The sequence below is a fragment of the Thalassospira sp. SM2505 genome (assembly GCF_054901115.1).
On the sequence record NZ_CM142731.1, the window covers coordinates 488,407 to 502,939 of the forward strand.

A 14,533-nucleotide genomic window follows, 5' to 3' on the forward strand; every position below is an offset into this window, starting at 1 on the left:
ACCGGATTTGGGCGGTTTCAGCCAGAAGAAAACCCTATCCCGGCCAAAGAAGCAAGGGATGAGGACCGCAGATTTCTGCATGTTTTTGCATTAATCCCGCCAAGCCCGATCGGGGTGATGCCCAGATGTTTGCAAATACTCGCCATGTGCAAAACCGTTCTGTGCGAAAGGGTTGGTGCGCCGGGATGGCTTCGGGTTGGAAATACCGGCGAGATCAAAACACCATCGGGGCGATATCGGGCCGGGAGTAATGCGAGGTGCCTCAGCGTCAGCATGTCGTGACAGGCCGATGTCACGACGATATCACGTGGAATTTGCCGATAAATATGCGGCGTTTGCAGGATGCGATATTGCGGAAGATGAAGCCCGTCTGCCGAAACCGTAAGGGCCAGCGAAAGGTCATTTGCCACCAGAAACGGGATGTGGCGCGCCCGACATATCTGGCGCAATGTTGCGGCCAGGCGGGCACGCTGGGGATGATCGTAATGGCGAAAAATAACCATGCTGTCGCGCGGTAATTGCTTGATTGCTGCCACCGGATCGGGCAAACGCAGATCATCTGTCATCAGAATTACCGGCGCAATGACACCTGTTGGCTCGCCATTGCGCAAATTGAGTTGGCGCGCCTGCTTTATCAGGGTGTCATCCATTGATACAATCCTGGTTCTGCACGTTTGGGGCGTGCATTCTTTGCCACCGTTTAAAGGCCCATCATCCATGAGCGATAATGATCTGTCACCCGGCAAGAACGATGTTGCCGAAAATCTTGCTGAAATTCAGGGCAATATCAACACTGCCTGTGCTGCGGTAAAGCGCGATCCGGCCGAGGTCACCCTTGTCTGTGTCAGCAAGAATCATGAAGCAGATCATGTTCGCAAGGCACTTGTTGATGGCAGGCGCGTCTTTGGCGAAAACCGGGTGCAGGAGGCGGCCGGAAAATGGCCGGGCCTGCGCGCAGAATTTCCCGATATCGAACTTCATCTGATCGGGCCGCTTCAGACCAACAAGCTCAAGGATGCGGTTGCGCTGTTTGATGTGATCGAGACCGTTGATCGCCCGAAACTTGCCAATGCATTGGCCAAGCATCGCGACAATACGGGGCTTTGCCCCGACCTGTTCATTCAAATCAATACCGGCGAAGAAGATCAGAAAGCCGGTATCGCGCCCAAGGATGCGGATGAGTTTATCAGAATGTGTCGTGATGAGCTGAAACTTCCGATCAGGGGATTGATGTGCATTCCCCCGGTCGACGAAGAACCAGCTCCGCATTTTGCCATGCTTGGCAAGATTGCCGAGCGTCATGGATTGAAAATCAAAAGCATGGGAATGAGCGGTGATTACGAGGCGGCAATCCGTCTTGGTGCTACGCATGTCCGGGTTGGAACGGCTATTTTCGGGTCAAGGGGCTATTGAACGGCCAATATTGCCTTAAATTGAGGGGAATTTTGGTGTTTTGGCATCAAAAACCGCAAATATCGTGAGTTTATCGCCATAAATATGCGGGTTTATCCAAAAAATACGTATTTTTGATTTTCTGTGGATAATCAGGCCGAGTTCATAGACGGATGAACCAACGGTTTGTGACAAAAAAATCCCGTAAGGAACGGGATTTTTTTATCCAACGGCAGAAATACAAAAAAACCGACGGAATTCGGGGTTACGGGATCAGTTTATAGCCGCCAGGCTCGGTGATCAGGATTGCGGCATTGGAAGGATCTTTTTCGATTTTCTGACGTAACCGATAGACGTGGGTTTCAAGCGTATGCGTCGTAACCCCGGCATTATAGCCCCAAACCTCGTCCAAAAGGGTCTCGCGGGTGACCGGCTTGTCACCGGCCCGGAACAGGAATTTCAGGATCGAGGTTTCCTTTTCGGTCAGGCGGACCTTCTTTTCGGTCGCGGTTTCGATCAGGATTTTCGCACTTGGCTGGAAACTGTAGGGGCCAATCACAAAAACGGCATCCTCGCTTTGTTCATGCTGGCGGATATGGGCACGAATGCGCGCAAGAAGGACATTAAGCCGAAAGGGTTTGGTGACATAGTCATTGGCCCCCGATTCAAGGCCAAGAATGGTATCGGAATCGCTATTGGCACCGGTCAGCATGATGATCGGTGATTTTACACCGGCCCGGCGCATGAGCTTGCACACATCGCGACCATCCATATCGGGCAATCCGACATCAAGCAGGATCACATCAAAATAGGAGTCCTTGGCGGCTTCAAGCGCGTCTGTCCCGCTTTTGGCGACCACGCATTCAAACTCTTCATGCAGTCGGAGCTGTTCGGTCAATGACTGGCTGAGCGCTGCATCATCTTCGACCACAAGAACCTGTTTACCTGTCGACATTCACCATCCCTTGCTGCTTGCGCGATCCGGTCTATATATTGGGCCTGCCTTACTGCCGGATACATTCTTGTTTTTCTGGAACATCCGGGCCAGCCCGCCCTATATAAAGTACATAACCTAGGATCAGCGCCTTAAAGTGCATTTTCAAGAACAAACTGTTTTCGCTTTAACCCTGTGCAGGACCCAGTTTACTTAATACAGTCACGTCGTCGGTTTATCCGGACAGTTTTGTCGTAAAATCTTGAAAGATGTTTATCTTCCTGCGATTTTGCGCATCACTTGGAAATGAACCAGACAGACCAATGCGGTTATATTAAGTAATCCGGGTCCTTATCCAGCCCCATACCCACCGGATCGCGATGTTGTGATCACAAAGACAAGATAACGATGACTCAAAGTTCTGCCGCCCCGGCCCAAAATAACAGCAATCTGACCCCGGCCACCGATCTGGTGACTGTGTCGCGCGCCGTGGCCGATTTGCGCCGTGGCGAGATCGTCCTGGTGCAGGGCCATGACAATGGTGAAGCCCACAGCGTTGCCGTGATTGCCGCAGAACCCCTGTCGCAGATCGGTTTTGATCGCCTGTGTGATATTGCCCGCGAAGGCGAAGCACCGGCAATTGTTATTCCGCGCGTTCGGGCAAAATCCTTGGGGCGGGCATGCAAGGATGATCCGTTTATCGCCTTTGTCAGTGCGGATCGATCAGGCATCAATGCCGATCGTCTGGGCGAGATCGCCAATCCGTTGCTTGATCTTGATGCATTGCCAAAGGGCGACTGGCGCCCGGTTTCGATGGCCGAAAGTGCCGCCATTCGTCTGGCCAAACTTGCCCGTCTTTTGCCTGCTGTCGTAACCGTACCGGTTGCGCCCGATCAGCTTGAAAACCTTGCGCGTGCCCAAAATTTGCTGGTGCTGCAATCTGAAAGCATCAATGGATATGAAAATGCCTCGGCAGCAAGTCTGCGCGAGGTCAGCCAAGCCCGTGTGCCGCTAGAAGATGCCGAAAATGCAACCGTGATTGCGTTTCGTCCCGAAGATGGTGGGCAGGAGCATCTGGCAATCGTGATTGACGAACCAGCCAAGGACAAGCCGGTTCTGATCCGCCTGCATTCTGAATGTTTTACCGGTGATCTGATCGGATCACTGCGCTGCGATTGCGGCCCACAATTGCGGGGCGCGATTTCAGAAATCTCGCGGGGTGGGCAGGGCGGTATTGTGCTGTATCTGCGTCAGGAAGGACGTGGCATCGGACTGGTCAACAAGCTGCGTGCCTATGCCTTGCAGGATCGTGGTTTTGATACGCTTGATGCCAACGAAGAGCTTGGCTTTGATGCCGATGAACGTGTGTACCGCCCTGCGGCCGAAATGTTGCGCCAGTTGGGATTTGAAACGGTGCGTTTGCTGACCAACAACCCGGAAAAGATGACGGGTCTGGAAAGCTGGGGGGTGAAAGTGTCGGAACGTGTTCCGCACAAATTCCCGTCCAATGGTCATAATGAATTCTATCTTCAGACCAAGAAAGAGCGGGCCGGGCATCTGTTCTAGGGTACCCGGCAGAAGATTCCGACAGGCAGGAATGCGTCGGAGCTACTAAGAATAAAATTCCTATTTTTCAATGAGTTAATTAAATCCCAAATTGGCACTCCTTTTGCAAATTATCTGGCAAGAGGAGGACAATCATGTCGATTGGTGCAAATTGGCGGCAAATTTCGCCCGGTAGCGTTCCGGGCGTCGCGGGGGATGTGGCAGGCAACAAGTTTGCCCAGTCCAACGCGGCTGACCAGCTTTCCGATACATCGGAAGGCCGAAGCTTTTCCGAATATATGTTCGGCAAGGACGGCTTTGAATTCAGCGATATGATTGATGTGATTAATCCCCTGCAACACATTCCCGGTGTCGGGATGATTTACCGGTCGCTGACCGGTGACGAACTGGGTAACGGTGCGCGTGTCGTTGGCGGCGGGTTGTTTGGCGGGGTCTTTGGCCTTGCCGGGGCGGCAATTGATGCCGTGGTTGATGCGGTGACCGGCGAAGATACCGGCGCGCACGTCATGGCCTTTGTCGAGGACAGCTTTGGTGGTGGTTCCGGTGATGCCGGGACGGCGATTGCCGATGCGTCCGAAACCCCCGCAACACCGACCAATGTCGCAGCCTTTGACGCCACATATCAGGGGGATCTGGTTCTGCCCTGGATGGCCGGGCCGCAAACAGCACCATCCGGTCTTGCAAGCACTTCAGCGGCAGAGCAGGCAACGATTGTGCAAACAGCACCCACCACCCCGGTTGACCAGACCATTCTGGCATCGGCCAATACTGCCTCGAACGCAGCTGCCTATGGCATCAAGGCAAGTGATCTGAATCTGCCCTGGGGGCAAAGCGCGGCATCGGTACAACCGATAGCAAATCCGGTGCTGCAGGCACAGCAAACTGCACAAATGCAGCCGCAATCCGAGCCCCAGATTGGCCAAGCCGAAAGCGCAAGCAAGCTGCCCGCCAATGATCCCGCAGAACTGGCCGTTGCCATGGCCTCAGCGGGAACTACCAACCCGGTATCGAACCTCAAACAGACCATTACATCAAACTCGTCTGCCAGTGATGGCCTTCGTCGCCCGACATTTAGCAATGATGGCGGCAATACGGTATGGGCACGCGCGCAAAGCAGCGGACGGGTAAGCCGGGAGGGCAGCAGTTTTGCGATTTCGGCGGAAATGGCCGAACATGAATCCCGTATTGCCAAGCTTAATACGGTAAAAGAGGAAAGTCGGAACGCCAAATCGTCATTCCAGGGCGAAGATGGTGAACCGTTATCCGCTGCCGAAATGGCAGCACGGTTTAACGCAGCCCTTGGGCGTGACAAGGCGCAGACCATGGCAGCAGAAGCCGTTGCCAGCAGCAATGCGGTCGTCGATCAGGGGACTATGACAGCGCGCCCGGTCAGCCACAGTAGCGATACGCGCTTGAATAATGCGACAAACAATACGGCCAACAGCGCAGCAGAGGACGCAGCCGAAATGCACCCCCTGATGGAACGCGCATCAAGCCATATCGGGACAGAAGAACCGGTTGGTGCATGGTTCAGCCAGACCATGATGGACGGGTTGAAGAAATATCAGGCCATGCAAAAGCAGAACCAGCCCCAATCGACGGGCAATGCCATCTGATCGTCCTTGGCAATGCCGCGTTTAAAAAAAGCCCGCCTGTGATGCACAAGCGGGCTTTGTCATTTCAAACGGTGACCTGATCAGCTGTTAAGGAAGCCGACGATTTCCTTGACCTCGCGCAGGATCGGCTGGGCGATGGCATTGGCGCGCTCCGCACCCTTTGCCAGTGCACTGTCGATATAGGCCGGATCGGCCTTAAGGCGTGCCATTTCCTCGGTGATCGGGGCGAGTTTTTCAACAACCACATCGGTCAGCGCCTGTTTGAAGCCCGAGAATTGCGTGCCGCCATGCTCGGCCAGAACCGCATCAACCGTGCTGTCGGTCAGGGCCGCATAGATGGTGATCAGGTTCTTGGCTTCCGGGCGGCCTTCAAGACCGGCTGCTTCACTCGGCAGTGGTTCCGGATCGGTTTTGGCCTTGCGGATTTTCTTGGACAGCGTGTCGGCATCATCGGTCATGTTGATACGCGCCATATCCGATGCATCGGATTTGGACATCTTTTTCGCGCCATCCCGCAGCGACATTACCCGTGTCGCCGGACCGAGGATCAGCGGTTCGGGCTGCGGGAAGAAATCTTCAACGCCGTAATCATTGTTGAATTTCAGCGCGATATCGCGGGCCAGTTCAAGATGCTGTTTCTGGTCTTCGCCAACCGGAACATGGGTCGCCTTATAGGCCAGAATGTCTGCGGCCATCAGGCTCGGATAGGCATAAAGACCAAGGGAGGCATTTTCGCGATGCTTGCCTGCTTTTTCCTTGAACTGGGTCATGCGGTTCATCCAGCCGATACGCGCGACACAGTTAAAGATCCAGGCCAGTTCGGCATGGGCGGAAACCTGACTCTGGTTGAACAGCACATGTTTTTCCGGATCAATGCCCGACGCAATCATGCTCGCAGCAAGTTCACGGATGTTGGAACGCAGTTCTTTGGGGTCCTGCCAGACCGTGATGGCATGCATATCAACAACACAGAAGATGCAATCATACTGCTTCTGCAAGGCAACCCAGTTACGGATTGCGCCAAGATAGTTGCCAAGATGAAGGTTACCGGTGGGCTGAGCGCCCGAAAACACACGTTCCATAACGTTGTCGTCCATTTCAAGTGATGATCAATAAAGCCTGCATACTCCGCCAGGTTTTGGACACCCGCCGGCGGACGAGCATGCAAGCAAGCAGCGCGGAGTTAAGCCGCCCGGCGCGATGAGGTCAAGCAGCTTGTCGGGAATTGGCCGGATTTATTCCGTGCGGGGGGCTTTTCCGCGTTTGAAGGTCGCCTTGAGCTCGGAAAGGTTGGTTGCACCAAGCAGTTGGGCCGATAGGCCATAGACCATCAAACCGCCAATGACACAGGCCGTCATGATGGTGATCCGCATGACCGAAAGCGCATCATTGTCCCACAAGACATCAATGGCAAACCACAATGCCGCCCCCATCAGGACCGATGCCAGCAAGATGCGCGGCAACCGTCTGACCAGTCGGGCATCAAACACAAGATCACCGCGGCGATGAAGCAGGAAGCCCAATGATCCGGCATTGACCCAAACCGACACAGAGGTCGCGGCAGCAATGCCAAGATGGCCGAACCATGGCATCAGGGCGATGATCAGAACGATATTCAGGATCATGCAGGAAATGCCGATGCGGATCGGAGTTTTGGTGTCTTCACGGGCGAAGAAGCCCGGTGCAAGAACCTTGACCAGAACCGATGCCGGCAGGCCAAAGGCAAAAACGATCAGGGCAAGGCCGGTCATGCGGGTTTCTTCGGCCCCGAAGGCCCCGCGTTCAAACAGGACATTGATCACAGGCAATCCCATGACGCCAAGGGCAACCGCGGCCGGAAGGGTGAGCAAAAGCGCGATTTCAATGCCGCGATTCTGGCTATACATCGCGGTTTTGGGATCAGCCCCCTGCAACTGGCGCGAAAGCGTCGGCAAAAGAGCAGTGCCAATCGCAATACCGATCACCCCGAGCGGGAGCTGTTGTACACGGTCGGCATAATAAAGCCAGGACACCGCCCCGTCGGAAACAAGCGATGCCAGCATGGTATCGATCAGAAGGTTCAACTGATAGACGCCAGCCCCGATCATGCCCGGGATCATGCGTTTGCCAAGCAGTTTGACCCGGTCATCGACCCTGGGCATCTGCCATTTGATGGCAAATCCCGCGCGTTTGCAGGCAATGACCAGACAGATGAACTGGGCGACACCGGCGGCGGCCACCCCCCATGCAAGGGCATGGGCCGGGGTTTCGGTCATCGGTGTCAGGCCAAGCAGGGCGGCAATCAGACAGATATTGAGAATGATCGGCGCCCCGGCGGCGGCGGCATAGCGGTGAAGGGTGTTTAAAACACCCGACATCAGCGCGACGGCAGAAATAAAGGCAAGATAGGGGAAGGTAATGCGCGACAATTCGACGGCCAGCGCGAATTTTTCCGGGTCCTGGGCAAAGCCCGGCGCGAAGACATACATCGCCCAGGGCATTATGATTTCAATGATTGCAACCAGAAAACCGGTAATCAGCACCAGCATCGACATGGCGCGTGCGGCAAATTCGCGCGCGGCCTCCATGCCGCGCTTTTCAATGTCACCGGCCAGAAGCGGGATGAAAGCCGCCGAAAAGGCTCCTTCGCCAAACAGACGGCGAAACAGGTTTGGAAATTTGAACGCAACAAAAAATGCGTCGGCCATGCCCCCGGCCCCCAGCATACCGGCAATCAGAATGTCGCGGCAAAAGCCCAGCAATCTGGACAACAGGGTAAAGCCACTCACCGTGGCAATGGAGCGTACAAGCGACATTCGAAAGCGTTCCGTCTCAAAGAGTCGTCGGGGTGTGCTGTGATGATCGCCAATTGCGGCAATTATCAAGCTGGCTGGATGAAAATCTGACAGGTGAAGGTGAAGAAGTCGTAATGAGGTGTCGCAAACCGGGCAGACCTATATCACAGAAATATGAAAGTCGTTGAACCGGGGCATTTTTTTCGCCGGTTGTGACAGTCGTCACAGAAAACAGGTTGCTGAGGGACTAAATTCCAATTCGCTGAGGATTCGTTGGGACGCGAGCCTCATTATTGGACGGGCGGGGAAATAAGGGGATCCACCTCAACCTGCTGCACTCCGAGGACAACGACACCGTGAATAACAGGTCACGATGTCGGATTTGGTTTTTTACCCTTCCTCGTCCGTCACAATTCTCCATACGACAAGATACTGTTCTGATCGCGGAGATTGGAACTACCGGATTGATCCATACCGTGGTGGCGTCAAGGACGCCATATGGGTGCTGGATCAATCCGGTTTGTATTTCACGGGTCTTAATTATTCTGAATCGATTGCGTCAGGGTTTCCTTGACCTGGACAAATTTGGTCCGGCTATCGATTTTCAGGCCAAACACATCCTTCACATAAAAGACGTCAACCGCGCGTTCGCCAAAGGTGGAAATACGGGCTGATGCGATCTGCAATGACAGGTCACGCAAGGCGCGCGTGATGTCATAAAGCAGGCCAAGACGGTCGCGCGCAGTAATTTCAATCACCGTATGGGTGCGGCTGGCCTTGTTATCGATGATGACGTTCGGCTCGACCTTGAAGACGGCGGTGCGGTGCGAGTTGTCCTTGGTCTGGCGGCGTTCGATTTCATGACTGGGACGCAGGCGGCCCGAAATCACCTGTTCAAGGGTTTCACGCAACTTTTCGAGCTTGGCGGTGTCGTTAAACGCCTCGCCATTGGTGTCCTGAACAAAGAAGGTATCAAGCGCCATGCCATCTGCAAGGGTCAGAATCTTTGCATCAACAACGTTGGCCCCGCACAGGGCCATGGCACCTGCAATCTGGGAAAACAGGCCCGGATGGTCGGTGGTGTGAACCGTGATTTCGGTGGCATCGATTTCGGTATCAATGCGGACATCAACGGTGATCTCGGCACCGGTTTTCTTGGCATCGCGGGTCAGATAGGCATGTTTGACATGCACATCGGTATCGAAACTGAGCCAATAGGACGGATAGCCGCGATCAATGAAGTCTTCGATATCGTCCGTTGGCCAATCGGCCAGTGCCTCGCGCAGGGCCATCTGTGCATTGGCAACACGCGAATCGCGGCTGTCGGCGTTCAGGCCACCCGACAGAAGATCGTCGGTGGCAAAGTAGAGCTCACGCAAAAGTGTTGCCTTCCAGCCATTCCAGACATTCGGGCCAACCGCGCGAATATCGGCCACGGTCAGACATAGCAACAAGCGCAAACGTTCCTGTGACTGCACCAGATCGCCAAAGGCCTTGATCGTGGTCGGATCATTGAGATCACGCTTGAAGGCGGTCAGGCTCATCCACAGATGGGCCTTGACCAGCCAGGAAACGGTTTCGGTATCGGCCGGTGACAGGCCAAGACGCGGACAGAGTTTTTCGGCGACCTCGGCCCCAAGCTCGGAATGATCACCGCCTCGTCCCTTTGCAATATCATGAAGCAGGACGGCAACATAAAGCACACGCCGCGAGATAACCTTGCCCATGATCCGGGTGGCCACAGGGGCGTCTCCGGCCAGTTCGCCATTTTCGATCTGGTTGAGGATGCCAATGGCGCGGATGGTGTGCTCGTCCACGGTATAGGTGTGGTACATGTCATATTGCATCTGGGCAACGACACGCCCGAAATCGGGGATGAAACGGCCAAGAACCCCGGCCTCGTTCATCTTGCGAAGGGCAATATCGGGGCTGTTGCGGTGGGTCAGGATTTCAAGAAAGACCTCGTTGGCAACCGGATCATTTTGCAATTTGTGATCGACAAATTTCAGGCTTTGCGTCACCCAACGCAGGGTTTCGGGATGGATGCCGACCCCGTTCTGATGGGCGACCAGGAACAGGCGCAAAATCTTGATCGGGTCTTCTTCAAAAACGCCGAGATTTTCAACGGTCAGTCGTTCATTGCGTAATTCGAACCCGTCAATTTCCTTGGTGCCAAACAGCTTGCCGGGGAAACGGATCAGCGGGCGACGCTGATGGCGTTCTTCAAGGGCGGCACAGAATATGCGCGTCAGGTTGCCGACATGTTTGACCATCAGATAATAGTGTTTCATGAAGCGCTCGACACCCGAGGCCCCGGCATGATCGGTATAGCCAAGGCGGGATGCAATTTCGCGCTGCGTGTCAAAGGTCAGACGGTCTTCTTCGCGATCAGACAGATAGTGCAACCAGCACCGCACAGCCCACAGGAAATTCTGGGCTTTGAGGAAGCCTTGTGCTTCCTTGCGGGTCAGGACCTTAAGGTCGACAAGCTCCATCGGTGAATTGACGCGATAAAGATATTTGCCGATCCAGAACAGGGTGTGCAGGTCACGAAGGCCGCCTTTGCCATCCTTGACGTTTGGTTCGACCACATAGCGCGAATCCCCCATCCGGACATGGCGGTCATCGCGTTCATTGAGTTTCTTTTCAATGAATTCAAGACCGCTGCCCTTGACCAGTTCATCCATGAATCGGGTGCGAAACAGATTATAGGTTTCCTCATCGCCCCAGACGAACCGGCTTTCTAGAAGGTTGGTGCGAATCGTAATGTCCTGTTTGCCCATGCGCAGGCAATCATCAACTGACCGGGTGGCGTGACCGACCTTAAGACCCAGATCCCACAACATATAAAGAATGAATTCAACCACCTGTTCGCCATGGGCGGTCTGTTTGTAGGGGAACAGAAACAGGATATCGACATCCGAATGCGGTGCCATGTCGCCACGCCCGTAACCGCCGACCGCGACAATCGACATGCGCTGTTCATTGGTGGGATTATGCAGCGGATAGACAAAACTGATGGCAAAATCATGGATCAGGCGCACCAGCTGATCCATCAGGAAGCTGTTGGAAAAGACCGTTTCCTGACCGGAATTGCTGGCTTCAAAGCGGGTGCGAATGACAGTGCGACCGGCCTCCATGACCGATTTCAGCTTTTTGAGAACTGCGGTGCGCTGTTTGAAGTTTTTCAGATCCGGGTCATTTGCAATCGCTTCAAGCTCGGCAAAGACTGTCTTCCGGTCGATGATTTCGCGCTGCTTCTTGATCTTGTAGGTCACGTTGGTCGGTTTCCTTGCGCCTGCTTGCGGTCTGAGTGCCGATTAAAGCCAATACCATAGTAACGACAATTTATTGCGACCGCACCCTATGCATGTGCTGTGCCGAAATCCGGGCTGTTAGATCGTGCTGCTTGCTCGTCAAAACAAGACAGGCACCTGCCTCATATAAGGGCAAGGTGCCTGTTTTTCATGCGCCAGATCCAGCTTTGCCAGATCCAGTTTTGATTGCCTAGTCTTTCAAAGCACGCAGCCGATAAAGTGCATCAAGGGCTTCGCGCGGGGTCATGTTATCGGGATCAAGATCGGCAACTGCATCCAGAAGGGCCTTTTGACCATCCGACAGGGAAGGGGTGCTCGCACGTTCTTCCTTTGCGGCCTGTTCGATGGCCACCGCAAATAGTGGCAGGTCATCGGCCAGCTTGGAAACCGCGCCGCCCTGTTCGCCCTTTTCAAGGGTTTTCAGAACCTGTTCGGCGCGCTTGATCACGGGTTTTGGCAAACCGGCAAGCTGGGCGACGTGAATGCCGTATGAACGATCCGCACTGCCTGCACCGACTTCATGGAGGAACACGACCTCGCCCTGCCATTCCTTGATCAGCATGGTGTGACAGGACAGATGGGCAAGCTTGGCGGCAAGCGCGGTCAGTTCATGATAATGGGTGGCAAACAGGCCACGGCATTGATTGATTTCATGAAGGTTTTCAACCACAGCCCAAGCAATCGACAGGCCATCAAAGGTTGCCGTGCCGCGCCCGATTTCATCAAGGATGACAAGCGACCGGTCGGTGGCCTGATTAAGGATCGATGCGGTTTCAACCATCTCGACCATGAAGGTCGATCGGCCACGGGCAAGATCATCGGCCGCACCGACGCGCGAAAACAGCCGGTCAATCACCCCGATATGGGCCTTGGCCGCCGGAACGAATGCGCCGATCTGGGCCAGAACTGCAATCAGGGCATTCTGGCGCAGGAAGGTCGATTTACCGGCCATGTTCGGACCGGTGATCAGCCACAGGCTTTGTTCATCTTCAAGACGGCAATCATTGGCAACGAAGGGTGAGTCGCCATTTTCACGCAGGGCCGCTTCGACCACCGGATGGCGACCGCCGCGAATGTCGAAGGCAAGGCTGTTATCGATGTTCGGGCGCACACAGCCCTGATCACGGGCCAGTTCGGCAAGGGCGGCAGATACATCAAGACCGGCCAATGCCTGCGCACATTTGGCGATGGCGTCGGCCTTGGTCAGAACGGCGGCAACCAGTTCCTCGAACAGTTCAAGCTCAAGGGCAAGCGCCTGGTCGCCTGCCTTGGAGACCTTGCTTTCAAGTTCGGAAAGCTCGACGGTGGTGAAACGCACCGCATTTGCCATGGTCTGGCGGTGGATGAACTCGTCTTCTTCCATCATCTTGTCGGCGGTTTTGGCCGATACCTCGATGAAATAGCCCAGAACGTTGTTGTGTTTGACCTTAAGATTTGAAATCCCGGTCTGCTCGGTATAACGAGCCTGAAGATTGGCGATCAGTTTTTTGCTTTCGCTTGAAAGCATGCGCAATTCATCAAGCGGCGGGTGATATCCCCCGGCGATAAAGCCGCCATCACGGGCCAGAAGCGGCAGGTTTTCCGACATTGCCCGACGCAACAGATCAATCAGATCGCCATGATGGCCCATTGCGGTCAAATGATCGCCAAGTGCCTCTGGCTGGGTGGTCAGGCCATCATTGCCGCCATCGGGCTTGGCCAGCAGATTGCCAATCGCAAAGGAACAGGCCAGACCATCACGCATCGCGGCCAGATCACGCGGACCACCACGGCCAACCGACAGACGCGACAGCGCACGTTCAATGTCGGGGCATTCCCCAAGGGCGGCGCGCAGGTCCGAGCGCAGCGCATCGCGATCATGGAAATATTCAACCAGATCAAGGCGTTTATTGACTTCTTCGGCATTTGTCAGAGGCGCCGACAGACGGGCGGCCAGCAACCGTGCCCCGGCCCCGGTCCGGGTTCGGTCAATGACCGAAAGAAGCGATCCCTTGCGCTCGCCCGACTGGGTCTGGATCAGTTCCAGTGATCGGCGGGTGGCGGCATCGATTTCCATCGCCGCACCCTCGGCCACACGGGTCGGGGGCGACAGACGGGGCATCTGGCCTTTCTGGGTCAGATCGACATAATCAATCAGCGCCCCGGCTGCGGAAAGTTCGGCAATCTCGAACCCGCCAAAGGCATCAAGGGCTTCGACCTGATAGAGCTTTTTCAGGCGCAGCTGGGCATTTTCGGCATCAAAGCGCGCAGTCGGCTGCGGCGTGATGATGTTTTTGTATTCGGCATAAATGTCAAACACCTCTGCGCGGTTGAGCATCTTTTCCGAAAACAGGATTTCGCCCGGATCAAGCCGTGCCAGAGCGGCCGGAAGGCCTGCCATATCGCAGGGCTGAACAAAAAAGTCGCCGGTCGACATATCAAGCCAGGCCAGACCGACCTTGCCACGCACTTCCGAAACGGCTGCCAGATAATTGTGGCGCCGTGCATCGAGAAGGCTGTCTTCAGTCAGGGTGCCCGGCGTAATCAGGCGGACAACACCGCGTTTGACCACGGATTTTGCACCGCGTTTTTTGGCCTCTGCCGGGTCTTCCATCTGTTCGCAGACAGCAACACGGAACCCTTTGCGAATAAGACGCTGAAGATAGGTTTCGTGACTATGGACGGGAACACCGGCCATGGGAATTTCGTTACCCTGATGCTTGCCGCGTTTTGTCAGGGCGATATCAAGGGCTTCGGCGGCTTTGACTGCATCGTCAAAAAACAGCTCGTAAAAATCGCCCATCCGATAAAACAGCAAGCAGTCCTGATACTGTTCCTTGATTTCAAGGAACTGCATCATCATTGGTGTTGCGCCTTCACGGGAAAAGGATGGCGCGGTCGGTGTGGTGTCGGATGTATCAGCGATGTTGTTCATGACGTCTGTGATAGCAAACC

At 54.9% G+C, this 14,533-nt stretch carries 9 protein-coding genes; 3 read left to right on the plus strand and 6 right to left on the minus strand.

All coding sequences use genetic code 11. The features are described from left to right. Positions 1-17: 17 nt before the first annotated feature. Positions 18-650, minus strand: a complete 633-nt coding sequence (locus ACTU44_RS02245; RefSeq protein WP_462096554.1) for a thiamine phosphate synthase — start codon at positions 648-650, stop codon at positions 18-20. A 67-nt stretch (positions 651-717) separates the two neighbouring features. Between ACTU44_RS02245 and ACTU44_RS02250 the strand changes: the two genes are divergently transcribed. Then, entirely contained in the window at positions 718-1,413 is a 696-nt protein-coding gene (locus ACTU44_RS02250) for a YggS family pyridoxal phosphate-dependent enzyme (RefSeq protein WP_462096555.1), read from the plus strand. A gap of 244 nt (positions 1,414-1,657) precedes the next feature. On the opposite strand, the gene ACTU44_RS02255 is transcribed toward ACTU44_RS02250, so the two are convergent. Beyond that, entirely contained in the window at positions 1,658-2,347 is a 690-nt protein-coding gene (locus ACTU44_RS02255) for a response regulator transcription factor (protein ID WP_114096425.1), read from the minus strand. Between the two features lie 387 nt (positions 2,348-2,734). On the opposite strand from ACTU44_RS02255, the gene ribA reads away from it, so the two are divergent. Then, positions 2,735-3,892 (plus strand): GTP cyclohydrolase II, encoded by a 1,158-nt coding sequence (gene ribA / locus ACTU44_RS02260; RefSeq protein WP_462096556.1) that lies wholly within the window; start codon positions 2,735-2,737, stop codon positions 3,890-3,892. A 134-nt stretch (positions 3,893-4,026) separates the two neighbouring features. Next, positions 4,027-5,508: a hypothetical protein gene (locus ACTU44_RS02265; RefSeq protein ID WP_462096557.1), complete on the plus strand. Its 1,482-nt coding sequence runs from the start codon at positions 4,027-4,029 to the stop codon at positions 5,506-5,508. Positions 5,509-5,588: 80 nt separating this feature from the next. Here ACTU44_RS02265 and trpS read toward each other — a convergent pair whose 3' ends face one another. The 4 genes from trpS to mutS form a co-directional block, all read right to left on the minus strand. Next, positions 5,589-6,590 carry a tryptophan--tRNA ligase gene (gene trpS, locus ACTU44_RS02270; RefSeq protein WP_336080435.1) on the minus strand — a complete coding sequence of 334 codons (1,002 nt, stop codon included), beginning with the start codon at positions 6,588-6,590 and terminating at the stop codon, positions 5,589-5,591. A 153-nt stretch (positions 6,591-6,743) separates the two neighbouring features. Then, positions 6,744-8,303 (minus strand): murein biosynthesis integral membrane protein MurJ, encoded by a 1,560-nt coding sequence (gene murJ / locus ACTU44_RS02275; protein WP_462096558.1) that lies wholly within the window; start codon positions 8,301-8,303, stop codon positions 6,744-6,746. A gap of 515 nt (positions 8,304-8,818) precedes the next feature. Further along, the gene (locus ACTU44_RS02280; protein ID WP_114096429.1) at positions 8,819-11,560 is read right to left on the minus strand and encodes a [protein-PII] uridylyltransferase; all 2,742 of its coding nucleotides are present in this window, start codon (positions 11,558-11,560) and stop codon (positions 8,819-8,821) included. A 229-nt stretch (positions 11,561-11,789) separates the two neighbouring features. Further along, positions 11,790-14,513 carry a DNA mismatch repair protein MutS gene (mutS, locus tag ACTU44_RS02285; protein ID WP_462096559.1) on the minus strand — a complete coding sequence of 908 codons (2,724 nt, stop codon included), beginning with the start codon at positions 14,511-14,513 and terminating at the stop codon, positions 11,790-11,792. Positions 14,514-14,533 lie beyond the last annotated feature (20 nt).

What these genes read in the sequence shown, in the direction of transcription:
- ACTU44_RS02250 (WP_462096555.1), top strand. Translation starts at nt 718, where the DNA reads ATGAGCGATAATGATCTGTCACCCGGCAAGAACGATGTTGCCGAAAAT.
- ribA (WP_462096556.1), top strand. Translation starts at nt 2,735, where the DNA reads ATGACTCAAAGTTCTGCCGCCCCGGCCCAAAATAACAGCAATCTGACC.
- mutS (WP_462096559.1), bottom strand. Translation starts at nt 14,513, where the DNA reads ATGAACAACATCGCTGATACATCCGACACCACACCGACCGCGCCATCC.
- ACTU44_RS02245 (WP_462096554.1), bottom strand. Translation starts at nt 650, where the DNA reads ATGGATGACACCCTGATAAAGCAGGCGCGCCAACTCAATTTGCGCAAT.
- trpS (WP_336080435.1), bottom strand. Translation starts at nt 6,590, where the DNA reads ATGGAACGTGTGTTTTCGGGCGCTCAGCCCACCGGTAACCTTCATCTT.
- ACTU44_RS02255 (WP_114096425.1), bottom strand. Translation starts at nt 2,347, where the DNA reads ATGTCGACAGGTAAACAGGTTCTTGTGGTCGAAGATGATGCAGCGCTC.
- murJ (WP_462096558.1), bottom strand. Translation starts at nt 8,303, where the DNA reads ATGTCGCTTGTACGCTCCATTGCCACGGTGAGTGGCTTTACCCTGTTG.
- ACTU44_RS02265 (WP_462096557.1), top strand. Translation starts at nt 4,027, where the DNA reads ATGTCGATTGGTGCAAATTGGCGGCAAATTTCGCCCGGTAGCGTTCCG.